This is a genomic window from Pelagerythrobacter marensis, from assembly GCF_036700095.1.
Lineage (GTDB): Bacteria > Pseudomonadota > Alphaproteobacteria > Sphingomonadales > Sphingomonadaceae > Pelagerythrobacter > Pelagerythrobacter marensis_A.
The window spans coordinates 1,715,027-1,732,354 of record NZ_CP144918.1 but is presented as its reverse complement, the minus strand read 5'-3'; the positions used below and the strand labels follow the sequence as shown (position 1 = coordinate 1,732,354).

Below are 17,328 nucleotides of genomic sequence, written 5' to 3'. Positions count from 1 at the left end.
CGTCTCTAGGCCCGCTCCGCCGACCACATCTCCGTGCTCCGGGGCCATTGCGGATTTTCGCCGAGTCCTGCGCCCCGCAGGAAAAATTCGGTTCGCGCATCGATACGTTCCGCGCTGGGCCGGGCCATCACGCCGTGGCTGATGGCATCGGTCTGCATATCGCTGACGATCAGACCCAGGAATATCTCGGCAAGCATATCGGGCTGGCCGTCCAGTTTCACCCCGGCAGCGGCCCATCCTTCGAAAACTTCCTCCAGCGCCTTGCGCGTGTGCATTGCGGTCGTTTCGAAGAAACGCCGTGCGAAGTCGCTGTCGTCGATGCTGCGCGCGATGACCATGCGGACCAGCGACAGGTCGTCGGGATCGAGAAAGCGCTGGTACAACAGGCTAGCCAGTTCGCGCAGCGTATCGGCCGGGCATTCGTGGCGCCCCGCCACCTCGCGGATCAGGCTTTCGCCCGAAACGGCCTTCTCGAACACGACGGCGTCGAGCAATCCCTCCTTGTTCCCGAAAAGCTTGTAGATGGTCGCCAGCGAGCCGCCGGCACGATCGACGATATGCCCCAGCGTGGTGCGTTCGTACCCCTGCTCGATGAACAGGGATCGCGCGGCATCGACGATCGCGCGGCGCCGGCGATCGAGCCGGTCGCATTCGAATTCGTAATTCATCCGCCAAGGCTCCACGAATACGGGTTGCATGACAATGGTGTAATGCTTATTACACCTTCGCACCTGCACAAAACCTGACTGAAAGCCCTCCGATGAAGCGCATCCTAGCCGGCACGCTTGCCTGTGTCCTTCTTTCCGCGTGTTCGGGAATGGAGGAACCGCCCGCGCCTCAACCGATTCCGGTCAAGACGTTCGTGGTTGCGAATCGGGCGATCCCCAATGTCGTGGAGCTGCCCGGCAGGGTCGAGCCCGTGCGCGTGGCGGAAGTTCGCGCGCGCGTGACCGGCATCGTCGAGAAGCGCCTCTACGAGGAAGGGACCGACGTAGCGGCCGGTCAGCCGCTGTTTCGGATCGACCCGCGCGAATTGCGGGCCGCCTATGCGCAGACGCAGGCGAGTCTGGCACGCGCGCGTGCGACCGCCGCCAATGCGCGCGCCGTTGTCGAACGCTATCGCCCGCTCGTGGCCGAAAACGCCATCAGCAAGCAGGAATACGACGCCGCCCTGGCCGCCTCTCGCGAAGCCGATGCGAACGTCGCCCAGATCCGCGCCCAGCTCGAGGCAGCGTCGCTTCAGCTCGGCTATACCACCGTCCGCGCGCCGATCGCAGGGCGCGCAGGCCGCGCGCAAGTGACCGAAGGCGCATTGGTGAGCCAGAGCGAAGGCACACTGATGACGCGTATCGAGCAGATTTCGCCGGTCTACGTCAGCTTCGCCCAGTCGGCGAGCAAAGTCCTCGCCCTGCGACGAGCGGTAGCGGCGGGCGAGATCGCGCTGGACGAGAACGATCGCATCGAAGTGCGACTGACGTTCAGCGACGGCACCGAATATCCTGTGCCCGGATATATCGATTTTCTTGCCTTCTCGGTCGACCAGCAGACCGGCACCGTCGAACTGCGCGCCGAATTTCCCAACCCGTCGGGCTTGTTGCTGCCGGGCGAGTTCGTGCGGGCGAAGATCTTCGCCGGACAGATCAACGAAGGAATCGCGATCCCGCAACGGGCCGTTACCCTGGGGGAAAGCGGCGGCACGGTGTTCGTCGTCGACGGTGAAGGCAAGGCCGCGTTACGGTCGGTGAAGCTTGGCGCGATGGTCGACGGGCTCTGGATCATCGAAAGCGGCCTTCGGCCCGGCGACGTCGTGATCGTCAGCAACCTGCAGAAGATCCAGCCCGGCGCTCCTGTGAAAAGCACCGATGCCGCGTCCGGGAGCAAACCGAAGGCCGCGGCCACCGGCGCGAGCGCCCCCGACGCCGGGGCACGCTGAACCATGGCCCAGTTCTTCATCAATCGCCCCATTTTCGCATGGGTGGTCGCTCTCGGCATTCTGCTCGCCGGGCTACTCGCGCTGCGCGCACTGCCGATCGAGCAGTATCCCGAAGTCGCTCCGCCTTCGCTTGCGATCAATGTGGTCTACCCCGGCGCGGATGCCGAGACGCTGGAAGAAAACGTCACCCAGGTGATCGAACAGCAGCTCAACGGCGTCGAGGGTTTTCTCTACATGTCGTCGTCGAGCCAGTCGAACGGCACCGCGACGATCACCGTCACGTTCGAGGCCGGCACCGACATCGATATCGCGCAGACGGAAGTCCAGAACCGCCTTTCCACCGTCGAAGCGCGGTTGCCCGAAGAGGTGCGGCGCCAGGGCATCACCGTGCGCCAGGCGGACGACACCTTCCTGATGATCGTCGCGCTGACATCGGAAAGCGGCGCGCTGGACAGCACCGACCTGGGCAATATCGCCACCAACCAGGTGATCGACGAACTGCGCCGGGTGCCCGGCGTGGGCGACGTCATGCTGTTCGGATCGGGCTACGCCATGCGCATCTGGCTCGATCCCGATGCCCTGGCATCGTACAATCTTTCGCCCAGCGCCGTTCTCGCCGCGATCCGCGAGCAGAACAGTCAGACTGCCGGCGGTGCTATTGGCGCGCAGCCGATCGTTGACGGGCAGCAGATCAACGCCACGATCTCGACCGAAGGCCGGTTCACGACACCCGAAGAGTTCGAAAACATCATCCTGCGCGCGAACAGCGGCGCTGCTGTGGTCCGGCTGGGCGAAGTCGCGCGCGTCGAACTCGGGGCGCAGACTTACGCCAGCTCGACCGAGCTGAACGGCAAGCCGATGGCAGGCATGGCGGTGCAGCTAGGCACCGGGGCCAACGCGCTCGAAGCGGCCAGGGGCGTGAAGGAGCGTCTGGCGGAGCTGGACTCCACCCTTCCCGGCGATGCGACCTGGTCGATCCCTTACGACACGACGCCGTTCGTCGAGGCCTCGATCGAGGAAGTGGTCAAGACCCTGGTCGAAGCGATGATCCTGGTCTTCCTTGTCATGTTCCTGTTCCTGCAGAACTGGCGAGCGACTCTGATCCCGACGCTGGTCGTGCCCATCGCGCTCGCCGGCGCGTGCCTTGGCCTGTGGCTGTTCGGTTTCTCGATCAACGTCCTGTCGCTGTTCGGGATGGTGCTGGCCATCGGCATCCTGGTGGACGATGCGATCGTCGTGATCGAGAATGTCGAGCGGATCATGCGCGAAGAAGGCCTGCCTCCGCTGGAGGCCACGCGCAAGGCGATGGGCCAGATCACGGGCGCGATCATCGGCATCACCCTGGTGCTGGTCGCCGTGTTCATCCCGATGGCATTCTTCCCCGGATCGACAGGGGGAATCTATCGCCAGTTCTCGGTCACGCTGGCAATCGCCATCTTCTTCTCCGCATTCCTCGCTCTTTCGTTGACGCCGGCGCTCTGCGCGACGTTCCTCAAACCGATGGCGCTCGGTCACGATGCCGAAACGGTCGACGACAACCAATCCGAACTGCCGCCCGGATGGCGCGGGCGGCTCGAGCACGGCCGGCGCGCGCTTGCCCGGTTCTTTGCCCGCTTCAACCGGTGGTTCGCCGAGATGACGGACAAGTACGGGCGCGCCAACGACAAGATCCTGTCGCGCCCGCTGCGGGCCTTCGCGGTCTTCCTCGCCCTCGCCGCCGTGACGGCGCTGCTGTTCGTGCGCCTGCCCAGCGCCTTCCTGCCGACCGAGGATCAGGGTTACCTCATCACAGCGGTCCAGGCGCCTCCCGGCGCGACGCAGGAACGCACCGACGAAGCGCTGAAACCGATCACCGATTTCTGGCTCGATCGCGAGGAAGTCCAGAACCTCGTCGTGGTGCGCGGATTCAGTTTCTTCGGCCAGGGGCAGAACAACGCGATCATGTTCTCCAGCTTCAAGCCGTGGGAGGAACGCACGGCGCCCGAAAGCAGCGCCGAAGCCATGCTGGGGCAAGCCATGGGCACGTTCATGCAAGTCGACGGCGCGACGGCCTTCGTCATCCAGCCCCCTTCCATCCAGTCGCTGGGCACTGCGAGCGGCTTTACCCTGAAACTGCAGGATCGCGCGGGGCTGGGGCGCGAGGCGCTCACGGCTGCCCGCGATCAGTTGCTCGGCATGGCGTCACAAAGCCCGGTGATTGCCAACCTGCGCCCGGAAGATCAGGGCCCCAGCCCGGAGCTGGAGGTGAACATCGACCGGGTCCAGGCGCGTGCGCTCGGCCTTTCGCTGGCGGACGTGAACGCGGCGCTGTCGATCACGTTCGGTTCGGCCTATGCCAACGACTTCAACCGCGACGGACGTGTGCTCCAGGTCCTGGTCCAGGCCGATGCACCCTATCGCATGCAGCCCGAGGACGTGCTGTCGCTGCGTATCCCCAATCAGCAGGGCGAACTGGTGCCGTTCAGCGCCTTTGCCGATGTCGAATGGTCGGCCGGGCCGGCCAGCCTCTCGCGTTACAACGGCTATCCGGCAATGACCCTGTCGGGCATGGCCGCGCCCGGCGAATCCTCGGGCGCCGCGCTGGAGGAAATGGAACGGCTCGCCAGCCAGTTGCCCCAGGGCATCGGCTACGAATGGACCGGCATTTCCTTCGAAGAGAAACAGGCCGGGGGACAGATCGGCCTGCTGCTGGGTCTGTCGGTCGTGATCGTGTTCCTGGTGCTGGCCGCGCTCTACGAATCCTGGGCCGTTCCGCTCGCGATCCTGCTGATCGTGCCGATGGGTGTGCTCGGTGCGGTGGTGTTCTCGATGGCGCGGGGCCTCTCGGCGGACGTCTACTTCAACGTCGGCCTCATCACGATCATCGGCCTCGCCGCCAAGAACGCCATTCTCATCGCCGAATTCGCGATCGAGGAGGAAGAGCGTGGCCTGCGTCGGATCGATGCGGTCAAGGCCGCCGCGCGGCTGCGTCTGCGCCCGATCATCATGACATCGCTCGCCTTTACGATGGGCATGGTGCCGCTGGCGCTCGCCAGCGGGGCCGGTGCCGCCAGCCGGATCGCAGTGGGAACCGGCGTCATGGGCGGCATGATCGCGGCAACGGTGCTCGGGATATTCCTGATCCCCATGCTCTATCTGCTGGTTCGTCGAAACATCAGCCGGAAACAGCCGGTCGCAGCCGGACATATCGACGATACGCCGCCCCCGGGTGCCGGGGAGGAGCCTGACCGATGAAACGCCCGATTGCCTTGATCCTGCTGCCGATGGCGCTCGCCGGCTGCACCAGCCTCGCGCCCGAACATGCGCGCCCCGATCTCTCGGTCGTGCCCGCATACGATGCCGATCTGCGCCCGGACGGCACCGTTGTCGCCTCCCGCCTTTCCTATCGCGAGTGGTTTGCCGATCCCCGGTTGCAGGCGCTGATCGCCAGCGCGCTGGAGAACAATCGCGACCTTCTGGCCGCAACGGCCCGGATCGAGCAGGCCCGCGCGCGATATCGTATCGAAGACAGCCGCAAGCTGCCCACCGCCGTGGCCGATGCCAGCGGCACGCGCGCGCGTCAGACGATCACGACGAACCCCGCGGAGCCCGCCGTCTCGGTCACCGGCAACCGTTTCCAGATCGGCGTGGGCGTCAGCGCATTCGAACTCGATTTCTGGGGGCGTGTCGCCAACCTCAGCGAGGCCGCGCGCGCCGAATATCTTGCGACAATCGCTGCGCAGCGCGCGTTCTACCTTTCCCTGATCGCGGACACGGCCAACACCTATTTCGAGATCGTCGAAACCGAAGAGCAGATTGCCCTGGCCGAAGCGACCACCGAAAGTCGCCGCGAAGGCTTGCACATCGCGCGGCTGCGGCTCGATTCCGGGGTGACCTCGGCCCTTCCCTACCGCCAGGCGGAAACGCTCCTGACCCAGGCCGAGCAGCAACTGGCTGCCGAGCGGCTCGCGCTGGCGCGCTTGCGCAATCAGCTCCTCGTTCTCGTGGGTGGGAGGGAGCCGGCCGCGCTACCGCAAGGCATGCCCCTCGCCGCGCAGGGCAACGCCCGCCAACTGGCGGCGGGCATGCCGTCCGATCTTCTTCTGGTCCGGCCGGATATTATCGCGGCCGAGGAACGGCTGCGCGCAGCCCGCGCCAATATCGGCGCGGCACGAGCGGCCTTCTTTCCCACCATCTCGCTGACCGGCAGCGCGGGCTTTTCTTCGAACAGTCTCGACAACCTGTTCGATTCCGACGGTTTCGGCTGGAGCTTCGGCCCGTCGATCAGCCTGCCGATCTTCGACTGGGGCGCGAGAGAGGCGAACCTCGACCTGGCCCGCGCGCTGGAGGTCGAGGAAGTCGCCAATTACGATCGTACGGTGCAGACGGCCTTCCGCGAAGTGTCCGATGCCCTGGCCGGGCGCCGTTATCTTGCGGAACAGGTCGCAACGCTCGAGCGTGCCGTCGTGGCGCAGGAACGAATCGCGCGGATCGCGCGCCTGCGCTATCGCGAGGGGGTCGCCGACTATCTCGAAGTCCTCGATGCCGAACGCAACCTGTTCACCGCCCAGCAGCAGCTGCTCGCAACCCGGCGCGCCGCCCTGCAGAATCAGGCGACCCTGTTCGTCGCGCTGGGAGGCGGGTTCGAACGGACGGACGACGCCTCCTGAACCCGCGATTTCGTCCGGTCTCGCCCCCTGTCGAACAGGCGTGCCCGCTTTTAGGGCAATCCCGTCTGGCGAGGGTCATCCCGATAACCGACGAGAAATGGCGCGCCCGGCAGGACTCGAACCTGCTGCCTCAAGATTAGAAGTCTCGCGCTCTATCCAGATGAGCTACGGGCGCTTGCGGGTGGAGCCATAGCGCGCTTTTCCAGTCGCGCAAATCGGGATAGGCAGCGGCATGGCCCATGCACCGCAGCGCATCGAGACCGGCGGCGAGACTCCGCCGGCTTTCCGGTACTACGATCTGATAATGGCGGCGTTCGTCGCCATCCTGCTGCTGTCGAACATCATCGGAGCGTCCAAGCCATCCTATGTGACGCTTCCGGACGGCACCGAATGGTCGTTCGGCGCGGGTGTGCTGTTCTTTCCCATCAGCTACATCATCGGCGACGTGCTCACGGAAGTTTACGGCTATGCCCGCGCGCGGCGGGTTATCTGGACCGGTTTCGCCGCGCTTGCTTTCATGGCGCTCATGGCCTGGGTCGTTGTCACCTTGCCCCCCGCGGCCGGATGGCCCGGACAGGACGCCTACGAGTTCGTTTTCGGCAACTCCTGGCGGATCGTGCTCGCCTCGATGGTCGCCTTCTGGGCGGGAGAGTTCGCCAACAGCTTCGTCCTTGCGAAAATGAAGGTCTGGACCGGCGGCAAGGCCCTGTGGACCCGCACGATCGGATCGACCGTGGTGGGCCAGGGGCTGGACAGCCTGATTTTCTATCCCCTCGCGTTCTGGGGCCTGGCAGGCTGGCCCGTGGAGCTGCTGTGGCAGGTCGTGCTGTCGCAATGGCTGATCAAGACGACGTGGGAAGCGATATTGACGCCGGTCACTTATCTTGCGGTCGGCGCGCTCAAGCGGCGCGAAGGAGTCGATATCTACGATACCGGCACCGATTTCTCGCCCTTCGCCACCGGGCGCGATATCCGGTAGGGCAAGGGACAAGAAAAGGGGCCGGACACAAGGCCCGGCCCCTCCCTCCCCCAAGCGGAATGTGTTGTCAGAACCGCGCGCCGATCGCGATACCGTAGCGGCGCGGATCCAGCGTGAAGATATTGGTGAAGTTCCCCGACGAGGCATCCGTCACGTAAAGGCCCGTGGTCGAATTGCAGTCGAAGATATTCTGCACGAAACCGCGCACGAACCAGTTCTGGTCGGGCCCGTTCAACTGGATCTGCGCATTCGCCTGGACGAACGGTTCGATCCGGTTGACGCTGCCGTTGAAGACATTGCCGTATTGGGTGCCGGTCATCGCCACGTCGAAACGCGGCACCAGCGACATGCCATTGCCGAACTCCGCCGTGTACTGAACGCCCATCGAGGCTTTGAATTCCGGCGCCTGGGGAAGCTTGTTCCCGCGCAAGTTCACCTCGACACCCGGGCTGAGCACGCCTACCGGTCCGAAACTATCGAGAAGCGGCTGAAGGGGAGCAAGTGCGGGGTTGAATTCGCCGATATCCCCAGCCGCACCCGCAGCCAATGCGGCACAGATTCCGAAGGCGCCAGTGGAAGCAATTTGGCCGTCGGACGGGAATGGCGCCGGCCCCTGCAAGCCAAGCGGGCTGTTGACAGCGGCAACGAACGCGTTCGCTCCGGCACCGGTCACCGCGCAGAGCGATCCGTTCGAGATATCCTTGATGATCACCGCATCCGGGTCGCCGCCGCCCGGATCGCGCGGGTTGGAAAAGAACTGATCCCCGGCAACCTTCGTGTTGAGGTAACTGAGGTTCATGTTGATCGTCCACTGCGGCGACGGGCGAAGGATCGATTCGAACTCGAGCCCCCAGATATCCGCATCGATCGTATCGTTGACAGACGTTCGCGCGACGATCCGGCTGAGCTGCAGATCCTTGTACTTGTAGTAGAAGGCCGTGAGGTTCGCCTGCAACGTTCCGTTGAGGAACGTGTTCTTGGAACCGATCTCGAACGCATCGATCTGCTCGGGCCCGAAGCTCTCGCTGACGTCGAAGACGGGCGACAGCGGCGGATTGATCCCTCCCGACTTGTACCCGCGCGAGTACGAAGCATAGACCTTGTTGTCCGGCGAAATTTCGAAATCGAGCACCGCGCGCCCGGTGATCTCGTCGAACGAAACCTCGCGCTGCTGCGACAGCTGGTTCCCATCCATGCCGGGATCCGCATCGAAGCTTCCCACATAAGGTGAATCGAACGGATCCCCGTCGTTGGCGAAGGGGTTGAGGAAGCTGGCGAACGTGGTGCGCGCAGTCACCTCCTTGGTGTCGTCGTTATACCGCAGACCGGCGGTAAAGCTGAGGCGATCGGTAATGTCGTAATAGAGTTCGCCGAAGATGCCGAAGCTCTTCAGTTTGAAATACTGCGTGTTGTTCCGGTACATCGACGTGGCGAGATACGACGGTTCGAGCCCCCCGCCCAGCGCGGAGAACGTGCCGAGTATGCCGGCCGCATAGTCGAGGCCGAATGCATTCACGTAATAGCTGTTCTCCGAAACTTCCGACTCGGCATAGATGCCGCCGATCAGGAAATTGAGCGGCCCGTCGAAATCGCTGCTCAGGATCACTTCGCCCGACCACGCTTTCTGCTCCTGGTGCGAACGGTCGTACGACAGGGGAACCTCGCCGCAGATCGCATTCCCTTCGAACGCGCCCTGATTGTCCATGTCGTTGTCCGACGTGCACAGCGGACCGTCGGGTCCGCCAGGGATCAACGCCTCGGCAATCGGCGCGAAGTAGGCCGACGAGCCGGGAAAAATCACGTCGTTGGCCGCAAAGAACGCCAGCTGATTGAGGGCAGCCGCATATCCCGAGCGGTCGAGCACGCCGAGATTGTAATCCTGGCGGGAGTCGACCGAGGTTTCCTGATACAGGCCCGTCAGCGACAGGCTCATCGCGCCGAAGCGCTGCTCCAGATGGGCCTGGAGCTGCAGCTCGTCGGCAAAATATTCGGGTGTCACCGGTGTGTTGACGACGCGCACGTCGTCCGGCTCGTCGAAATTGGCGAAACCGTCCGGTCCGTAAAGACTTCCCAGGCCGAAACCCGGCGGGAGGCCCTGAATCGCGAAAAGCTCTTCCGATGTCAGCACCGATGCCAGAGTGGAATTGGCATTGGTGCTGTCGAAATCGCGCCGGGCATTCAGACACCCGAGCACCCCGGTCGGATCGCGTTGACAGGTCTGCTTCTGGATACGCAGCCGGTTGTCGTTTTCGCGGAAGTAATACCCCATCAGGTCCAGTGTCGTATCCGGCCCGGGCTCGAACCGGAGCGAGCCGCGCACCGCGTACATGTCGCGATCGTCGATCCGCGATCCGTCGTAGAGGTTGCGGGTATATCCGTCGCGGTTGAGGTAGAAGCCGGCCACGCGAAGGCCGAGCACCTCGCCGATGGGCAGGTTGATCATGCCCTTGGCCTTGATGCTTTCGTAGTTGCCGTATTCCAGCTCCGCCGCGGCCCCGAACCCGGAAAGGTCGGGCTTTGCGGTCACGACGTTGACCACGCCCGAGGTTGCGTTGCGGCCGAACAGGGTCCCCTGCGGGCCGCGCAGCACCTCGACCCTTTCAAGATCGAAATATTCGGTCTCGAACAATCGCGTGCCGAACAGGGGCGAGCCGTTGGTATGGATGGCCGTCGCGCTGTCGCAGGTCACGCCGACGCAGAGATCGCCGATCCCGCGAATGGTGAAACTCGACGATGTAAAGTTGCTCTTGGTGAACGAGACGTTCGGCAGTGTGAGCTGCAGGTCGCTCGCGTTCTCGATCTGCTGCGCTTCCAGCGCTTCGGCCGTGAACGCGCTGACCGCGATCGGGACTTCCTGCAGGCTCTGGTCCTGCCGTTGTGCAGTTACCACGATTACCGGGCCGCCGGTCACGACCGGGCTTTCCCCTGTATCGGTTTCCTGCGCGGTAACGGGAAATGCGAGCCCGCCGGCGCAAATGCCGGCAAGCAGGGTTGCCTTCACCCTCATTCGTCCTCTCCTTGTGTCCAGCCGTCTCTTGCGACTTAAACTGCAAGGAAAGTATTTCATAACGCACGCGCTTGGCAATAGGGTTGCCGTGAAGTCGCTCTCTGCAATGCGGAAATTTCCGCATACGATTGCATCGCCGAATTTCCGAAACCCCTCCATTCCCCTACGTCAATTGCCCTCGGGGCGGGGGCTTCCGTAAGGGGAATTATTTATGCACCTTGTTCACCGGTTTGCTAACCGGGTGCGCAAAATCGCGGTCAGAGCAGCGAAGCGGTGCTGGCGATCTGCGCGATACCGCGCTTGCCATCGTTCCCGCGACCGAGCTGAACGATCACATCTATCACCGAAGCGGCATAGGCGATCGTGTCGCCTCGCGTCAGGCCGATCCCGGTCTGCATGACCATCAGGGCGAGCTGCTCCAGCGCGCCGCGCAGACTGTTGGCGTGAATGGTCGAGAAACTGCCCGGATGGCCGGTGTTGATGGCGCGCAGGAAGCTGACGCTTTCGGCTCCGCGCAATTCGCCGAGCACGACCCGGTCGGGGCGCAGGCGCAACGCCGCCTGCAGCAGCTCGTTGGCGGTGACCTTGGCTTCGCCCAGTTCGCCCTTCACCGCGACCAGGCCGACGCCGTTTTCGCCGGGCAGTTTCAACTCGGGCGTATCCTCGACCAGCACGACGCGCTGCTCGCGCGGGATCTCCCCCAGCATGGCATTGAGGAAGGTCGTCTTGCCGGTGCTCGTCCCGCCCGAGATCAAGATCGTGCGCCGCTGGCGAATGGCTTCGCGAAGGTAAGCGATCGGCTCCGCCCGGGGATCGGGCATCGGCGGGGGCGTCGCTTCCGCAAGCGGCCCGGTATCGTAAGCGTCCAGCGGCAGGTCGAGCCGGCGATGCCGGCGGATCGCCATGGCCCAGTGCCGTCGCGTTGCGGGGGGGCCGCAGAACTGCACGCGCGCGCCATCGGGCAATGTCGCACCCAGCAGCGGATGTTCGCGGTTGATACCCTGATGGCTGACCCGCGCGACCTGTTCGGCCAGGCGCTGGACCAGCCTGTCGTCGATATGCGGCGTTTCGATCCGCTGCATTCCCGGCGAGGCGGCATCCTCGATCCAGGCCTCGCCCGGCCGATTGACGAGGATTTCCGTCACCGTATCGCGATCGAGCCATTCGCGGAACGGTGCGAGATAGGCGTCGAGATAGACGCTGCGCTCGCCGCCGCTCTCGCTCCGCAGGGAGTGGATATCCGCCGCCATGGCCTCTCGCCTTACCTGACCGCCGCAACCTGGCTGAAATCGAGATCGCGTGCGGTGAACACGCGGATCGGCTCGCCCTGCCGCACGCGGATCGTCGGCCCGATCTGGCTATCCTGCTGGGCGGCCACGCCGGCAGCGGACTGTCCGGCCCCGCCCAGCACGACCGAGGCGCCGCCGGATCCGAGCGCCGACAGTCCGCCGACGACCGAAAGCAGCAGGGCCGAGCCGAAGCGCTGGAAGAACCGGTTGTCGACATCGCCCTCCAGCCCGGTCGTGCCATCGAACCCGATCGCGGGCGAGGCGAGATTGACCGAGGCACCATCGGGCCGGATCAGGCGGGTCCAGATGACATAGGCCCGCTTCTGCCCGCCCTGCACGCCGGACTGGTACTGGCCGACAAGCCGGCTGCTGCGCGGCACGAGCACGCGCGTCCCGTCGAAACTGCGCACGTCCTGGCTGACCACCGCGCGCACGAAGCCGGGCACATTGGTGTCGATCGCGGTTTCGAGCACGGCGGGGATCAGCGTGCCCTGGGTCACGGTGGTCCGCGGATTCACCATCGCCTTCGCCTGGGCGGGTGCGCCCCCCACCCCGCCGATGCGGCTGGCGAAGTCGGACGCGGAATTGCCCGTTGCGGCGGAGGCGCCTTCGCCCGCGCCCGGGGCGGCCGGGCCTGCCGCGGGAGCGGGAAGCGCGCTCGAATCGAACACCACCGTGGGGCTGGCATAGGGATTGCCCATTGGCGCGGGCGACGCGCCCGGATCGGCCGCCAGAACCGGCGCAGGGGCCGGATCGGACTGCGGGGCAGGCGCGGCCGCTGCGGGCGTCGCGGGTTCCTGCGCCGGCTGCGGCGTGGCCGGCTGCGCCGAGGCCGGGGCGGGCTGCTGGCCGCCGACGCCTTCCGGTTCGGCCATGCGCGTCGAATCCATCCCGATAAAGGTCGCCGCACCCAGCAGGGCAACGATGGCAACACCGGCCACCAGCCCGAGCGAATCGGACTTGCCCTTGCGCTGCGTGACGACAGGGAAAGCATTGCGGCTGGCGAGGTCGATGATCTCGGCCGATTCCTGCTCGCGCGGATCGATATCGTTCGCTGCACCACCCTGCTTGCGGGCGGGCAATCGCATGGCAAGTCGCATCACCTCTTCTCCCTTGCCTGGGCCAGCGCGGCCTGTCCGCGCGACCATTCGGGCCGCACGGGCCCGGTGTTCGTCAGAGTGGCACTGTCATCGCCCGAGCGCAGGACGATTTCGCGGGGGACCCCGTCCACGACGATAGTGTCCCCGCGCACCGTGAAATTGACAGGCCCTTCGGTCCCTTCGTGGTCCCTGACCAGGATTGCCGGCACCGAACGACCGGCGGGCCAGGTAAGGAAAGTCGCATTCCCGTCGTCGTAAGTGCGCTCGGGCAGGAGCGCGGTATCGCCCTGCCCGTCCCAGGCGAAATTGAGTTCTGCTGGATCGACAACCGCGTAAGGATCGGTGGCAGCGGCCAGCTCGACCGCATTCGGCCCCTGGGCGAGCATGGGCTGCTCTTCCTCCGGTTCTTCCGGATATGTGAAACGGAGGACATAGAGCGGCTCGGCCCGGGGGCTGGCCACCAGGTCGAACAGATAAGTGTGCTTGTTCGTCACCACGGTCATATTGGTCTTGGCCGTCGGCGAAAGCGGCTTGATGAACAGCAGGTTGGCACGCTTGTTGGGGGTGACCTGCCAGGCTTCGGAATCGCCGATAGCGACGTTCTCGATCAGCTCGTCTTCGCCGAACTGGATCGTGGCCTGCACTTTCGTTCGGCCTTCGATCGTCACCACCCGAGCGGGGTCGTAAAGTCGCTCGACCAGGCGGGGGTCCTGCGCCAGCGCCGGTGGCGAAGCGAGCATTGCGATAGCGAGCGCGGTTAGGGCCACGCGTTTCATTTCGACTTCTCCGAAATTCTCTTCTGCGGTGCGCGGAAGCGACTGCCGATTCCGCTCGTGCGCGATTGGGAGGGGCTGAGTGGCTGCGCCTGGGCGCCGCCCGATGGCGTCACCACCCGCGTTTCACGGGTCGTCATCGAGGGCGGACCGCTATCGTTGGCGGCCACTGCGGTCGGCACCGCACCCATCGCTATGCGCCGCTGGGGCGCCGGCGACTGTGCTGCGAACGTTGTCCGGGGAGCGGCCGATGCGGAGGATGGGGCCTGGGCAGAGGCCGGGGCACGCTCGCCCCGTTCGGGCACGTCCTGCGGCACCAGGCCGAAAACCCGCCAGCCGGCCACCATCGTTCCGGCGACCTTGATCACCATGATCATCAGCGCGACATGCACCGCGCCGATCAGGAAGAACGCCATCGCAGCCTGCGGGTCGACCTGGCCCGGGGTTGCCGACAACGTGGCGAGGATCGGCACGGCAAGTTCCAGCATCACGCCCCCGGCAAGCACCGCGAACAGCGGCGTCAGGGCAAGCATCACCACCCCTTTCAGCCACCCGGTGAAAAGGCCGCGCGTGCCGTTGAACAGCGCCATCACGACGAAAATCGGCCCCAGCGCGACAAGCACGGCCAGCCCGATCCGTGCCGTGACCAACACGCCCACCGTGCCCAGCAGAAACAGCATTGCGCCCATCCACAAGATGCCTGCAGGCGAAAAGGCGCCGATATCCTCCTGCCCCTGCGTCGCCTGTTGCACGGCGATGAACACGACGTCGATTTTCTGCGCGAACACTTCGGTCGCCGAGCCGTCCGTTCCCGCCAGGATCGTCGCGAGCCAGTCCGGGGCGCCGATCGCAAGGTTCCACACCACGCTCTGGTAAGCCACCCAGCTGGTCGCGAACGTCACCACCAGGCCCAGGGTGACCATGCGCGGGGTCAGCGACCTGATCCCGAGATTGGTCCGTCCGAGCAGCAGCGCGATGGCGAAAAGCGCCACGAACAGCGTCAACGCGATCGTCAGGACCGAGGTCAGGGCTCCGCCCGGCGCGAACAGGCGACCGAACGCCTGCGCGGTGAACTCGCCCGCGGTGCAATCGACCGCGCGGAGCGCAGCGGCAACGCCATTGCCCGCTTCCGCGGCGGCATTCTGGCAGGCCGCGCTCATTCCGCGGCGAGGCGGAAGGGCATGTCCCCTTGCGCCATCTCGTCGTCCGCCACCCCGTTTCCGCCGGGCCAGCCATGCCCGGTGAGCGCCGGATACCATTCCGCGGGATCGTCGCCGACCGCGGCCCGCAGGATATCCAGCCGCCGCACCGAGCTTTCGCGTCCCGAAAGGATCGTCAGCACCTCCGGCGCGCCGGAGAGATCGAGCCGCACGACCACGCTCGCATCGGGCTGGCGGACGAGGAAGCACCGGCTGTGCGCCGGCAGGCTGCGGATCAGGGCCAGTTCGTGGGACGTCAGCCCGAAACCGTCGCAGTAATCTTCTGCCCGGGCGCGCGAATTGGGCATGAACACCATGGTCGCCGTCTGCTCCACCAATGCGGTGGAAATGCGGCTCTCCAGCGCGTCGCGCGCGCTCTGGGTCGCGAAACCGACCAGCGCATTGCGCTTCCTCAGCGTTTTCAGCCAGTCGCGGATACGGGCCGCGAACACCGGATCGTCGAGCGCTTTCCACCCCTCGTCGATCAGGATCATCGTCGGCTTGCCGTCCAGCCGCTCCTCGATCCGGTGGAACAGGTACATCATGACCGGCGTGCGCAGCTTGGGATTTTCGAGCAGCGCAGTCATGTCGAAGCCGAGCACGCGGTTGCTCAGGTCCAGCAGGTCCTCCGCATTGTCGAACAGCCAGCCGTGCTCCCCCTCGCCGATCCATGCCGAGAGCCGGTCCGCCAGGTCGCCGGCCTCCGGCCGCCGTGCCCCCGACAGCAGTTCCCTGAAGTGGCGCAGGCGGCGCAGCGAAGGATCGTTGCCGTATGCGGCATCGACCGCCTGGCTGATCGTCGCCAGCTCTTCCGGCCCTTCGGCCTTGAGCAACACGCCGAGCCAGTCGCGCAGAAAGGCCCGGTTCACCGGTGTATCGGGCAATGCGAGCGGATTGAACCCGGTCGGTTCGCCGGCATTGATCCGGTCGTAACGGCCGCCGATCCCGCGGATGAACAGTTCGCCGCCCCGGTCCTTGTCGAACAGAATCGTGCGCGGTTTGAACTTCTGCGCCTGCGCGGCGAGAAAGTTCATCACCACGGTCTTGCCCGACCCCGAAGGCCCGATGACCGAGAAGTTCCCGAGGTCGCCGTTGTGGAAATTGAAGAAGAACGGCGTCGAGCTGGTGGTCTGGAGCAGGGTCACCGCCTCGCCCCAGTGATTGCCCTGCGCCTGGCCCAGGGCCATGCCGTGGAGCGACCCGAAACTGGCCATATTGGCCGAAGATATCATCGCCCGGCGCACGATATACTGCTCGTTCCCCGGGAACTGGGCCCAGAATGCCGGCTCGAGATTGGTATCTTCGCGCACCGCGATCGCGCCGGTATCGGCCAGCGCCGCGGCGCACGACGCCGTCGCCTCGTCCAGCCGGGCAAGGTCGCGCTCGCGCACCAGCACGGTCAGGTGATGGTCGCCGAAGCCGACCGCGCCATTGCCCAGGGCATCGCGCGCCGCAAGCATGTCGGCCCGCTCGGCCGCAGCCTCTTCGTCTGCCGACCGCAGGCGACGCAGCGCGAGATCCATTCGCTCGCGCGCGGTCTGCCGCTCGGCCGGCGCATAGCTTTCCGACACGATCATCTCGCACGGCAGGCGCAACAGCGAATCGAGGAGCCCGGGCGAGGTCGCGTCGGGATATTCCTTGAGGCTCAGCATCGCGGCGAAATCGGGAGCACTCGACCCGCGCAGTTCCATCGCATCGAGGCCGAAACTGGCGCGGCGATAGGGAAGCATATGCCCGATATCGGCGTCTTCATGCGGTCGGCGCACCGGCCGCATCTCGCCGTTGTAGAGCGCGCTGAGAAGCTCGAGCAGTTCGTTGTTCGTTTTCCCCCCGGCCCCCTCGTAATCGCCCAGAACGGCCGCTCCGTAAGCCTGGAGCGCAGCGACGAGCCCGGTGACTGCGGCTTTCAGCGCGCGCACGTCTTTCGGATCGGCTTCGATTTCCTTGCGCCCCTTGCGGCTCCACATCTTCGCCGCACGTTCGGCGAGGCCTGCCTTGCCCCGCGCCGGCCGCCGGATGAGGGTAACGAACTGGTCGTTGACGAACAGCGCCCCGGACCCGAGCCGCTCCTTCCACCGCGCGTCGATATGCCGGCTGAGCGGATCGTCGAACTCGGCCTCCAGCTCGACCTCGACCCGCCGGCGGACCACGTGATGATACATGACGAAACGCGCATCGAGCGTCGAGCGCAGAACCACCTCGCGCGTCGCGGCATGGGCATTCAGCGCGTCGCTGTCCTCGGTTTCGAACAGCAGGCCGGGGACCTGGAGCGCGGTCATGACCGAACCGTCGCGCAGCAGCGCGGTGCTCTCGTCGATCAGGCGCGCATAGGGCAGGCGGTCGCCGGCGCGCGCTTCCTTCGCGCTCCAGGCGGCGGCTCCGATCCACTTGCTCATAAT

The 17,328-nt window shown here is 65.4% G+C and carries 11 protein-coding genes and 1 tRNA gene; 4 read left to right on the top strand and 8 right to left on the bottom strand.

Annotated features, from left to right (window positions below; genetic code table 11):
* Window positions 1–5: 5 nt before the first annotated feature.
* Complete coding sequence (locus V5F89_RS08055) at window positions 6–668, bottom strand: TetR/AcrR family transcriptional regulator (RefSeq protein WP_338445141.1); 663 nt, start codon at window positions 666–668, stop codon at window positions 6–8.
* A gap of 92 nt (window positions 669–760) precedes the next feature.
* Here V5F89_RS08055 and V5F89_RS08050 point away from each other — a divergent pair, with 92 nt between their 5' ends.
* From V5F89_RS08050 to V5F89_RS08040, 3 genes are read left to right on the top strand one after another with little or no spacing between them, the layout of a single operon-like run.
* The gene (locus V5F89_RS08050; protein WP_338445140.1) at window positions 761–1,933 is read left to right on the top strand and encodes an efflux RND transporter periplasmic adaptor subunit; all 1,173 of its coding nucleotides are present in this window, start codon (window positions 761–763) and stop codon (window positions 1,931–1,933) included.
* Window positions 1,934–1,936: 3 nt separating this feature from the next.
* Entirely contained in the window at window positions 1,937–5,167 is a 3,231-nt protein-coding gene (locus V5F89_RS08045; RefSeq protein ID WP_338445139.1) for a multidrug efflux RND transporter permease subunit, read from the top strand.
* Window positions 5,164–6,582 carry an efflux transporter outer membrane subunit gene (locus V5F89_RS08040; RefSeq protein WP_338445138.1) on the top strand — a complete coding sequence of 473 codons (1,419 nt, stop codon included), beginning with the start codon at window positions 5,164–5,166 and terminating at the stop codon, window positions 6,580–6,582. The genes V5F89_RS08045 and V5F89_RS08040 overlap by 4 nt, the downstream gene beginning before the upstream one ends.
* 98 nt (window positions 6,583–6,680) lie before the next feature.
* Here the strand turns inward: V5F89_RS08040 and V5F89_RS08035 are convergent.
* A tRNA-Arg gene (locus tag V5F89_RS08035) sits at window positions 6,681–6,757 on the bottom strand.
* 57 nt (window positions 6,758–6,814) lie between these two features.
* Here V5F89_RS08035 and V5F89_RS08030 point away from each other — a divergent pair.
* Window positions 6,815–7,561, top strand: a complete 747-nt coding sequence (locus V5F89_RS08030) for a queuosine precursor transporter (protein WP_338445137.1) — start codon at window positions 6,815–6,817, stop codon at window positions 7,559–7,561.
* Between the two features lie 67 nt (window positions 7,562–7,628).
* Here the strand turns inward: V5F89_RS08030 and V5F89_RS08025 are convergent, their stop codons facing one another.
* From V5F89_RS08025 to V5F89_RS08000, 6 genes are all read right to left on the bottom strand, one after another.
* Window positions 7,629–10,568: a TonB-dependent receptor gene (locus tag V5F89_RS08025; protein ID WP_338445136.1), complete on the bottom strand. Its 2,940-nt coding sequence runs from the start codon at window positions 10,566–10,568 to the stop codon at window positions 7,629–7,631.
* A gap of 257 nt (window positions 10,569–10,825) precedes the next feature.
* Complete coding sequence (gene virB11, locus V5F89_RS08020) at window positions 10,826–11,818, bottom strand: P-type DNA transfer ATPase VirB11 (RefSeq protein WP_338445135.1); 993 nt, start codon at window positions 11,816–11,818, stop codon at window positions 10,826–10,828.
* An 11-nt stretch (window positions 11,819–11,829) separates the two neighbouring features.
* A complete protein-coding gene (locus V5F89_RS08015) occupies window positions 11,830–12,957 on the bottom strand; it encodes a TrbI/VirB10 family protein (protein WP_338447541.1) in 1,128 nt (375 codons plus the stop codon).
* Window positions 12,957–13,733, bottom strand: a complete 777-nt coding sequence (locus tag V5F89_RS08010) for a TrbG/VirB9 family P-type conjugative transfer protein (RefSeq protein ID WP_338445134.1) — start codon at window positions 13,731–13,733, stop codon at window positions 12,957–12,959. Before V5F89_RS08010 ends, V5F89_RS08015 begins: the two co-directional genes overlap by 1 nt.
* Entirely contained in the window at window positions 13,730–14,890 is a 1,161-nt protein-coding gene (locus tag V5F89_RS08005) for a type IV secretion system protein (RefSeq protein ID WP_338445133.1), read from the bottom strand. The genes V5F89_RS08010 and V5F89_RS08005 overlap by 4 nt, the downstream gene beginning before the upstream one ends.
* Complete coding sequence (locus V5F89_RS08000; protein ID WP_338445132.1) at window positions 14,887–17,325, bottom strand: VirB4 family type IV secretion/conjugal transfer ATPase; 2,439 nt, start codon at window positions 17,323–17,325, stop codon at window positions 14,887–14,889. Before V5F89_RS08000 ends, V5F89_RS08005 begins: the two co-directional genes overlap by 4 nt.
* Between the last annotated feature and the right edge of the window lie 3 nt (window positions 17,326–17,328).

Coding starts and splice junctions, on each gene's coding strand:
- V5F89_RS08055 (WP_338445141.1), bottom strand. CDS start 668: ATGAATTACGAATTCGAATGCGACCGGCTCGATCGCCGGCGCCGCGCG.
- V5F89_RS08050 (WP_338445140.1), top strand. CDS start 761: ATGAAGCGCATCCTAGCCGGCACGCTTGCCTGTGTCCTTCTTTCCGCG.
- V5F89_RS08045 (WP_338445139.1), top strand. CDS start 1,937: ATGGCCCAGTTCTTCATCAATCGCCCCATTTTCGCATGGGTGGTCGCT.
- V5F89_RS08040 (WP_338445138.1), top strand. CDS start 5,164: ATGAAACGCCCGATTGCCTTGATCCTGCTGCCGATGGCGCTCGCCGGC.
- V5F89_RS08030 (WP_338445137.1), top strand. CDS start 6,815: ATGGCCCATGCACCGCAGCGCATCGAGACCGGCGGCGAGACTCCGCCG.
- V5F89_RS08025 (WP_338445136.1), bottom strand. CDS start 10,568: ATGAGGGTGAAGGCAACCCTGCTTGCCGGCATTTGCGCCGGCGGGCTC.
- virB11 (WP_338445135.1), bottom strand. CDS start 11,818: ATGGCGGCGGATATCCACTCCCTGCGGAGCGAGAGCGGCGGCGAGCGC.
- V5F89_RS08015 (WP_338447541.1), bottom strand. CDS start 12,957: ATGCGACTTGCCATGCGATTGCCCGCCCGCAAGCAGGGTGGTGCAGCG.
- V5F89_RS08010 (WP_338445134.1), bottom strand. CDS start 13,733: ATGAAACGCGTGGCCCTAACCGCGCTCGCTATCGCAATGCTCGCTTCG.
- V5F89_RS08005 (WP_338445133.1), bottom strand. CDS start 14,890: ATGAGCGCGGCCTGCCAGAATGCCGCCGCGGAAGCGGGCAATGGCGTT.
- V5F89_RS08000 (WP_338445132.1), bottom strand. CDS start 17,325: ATGAGCAAGTGGATCGGAGCCGCCGCCTGGAGCGCGAAGGAAGCGCGC.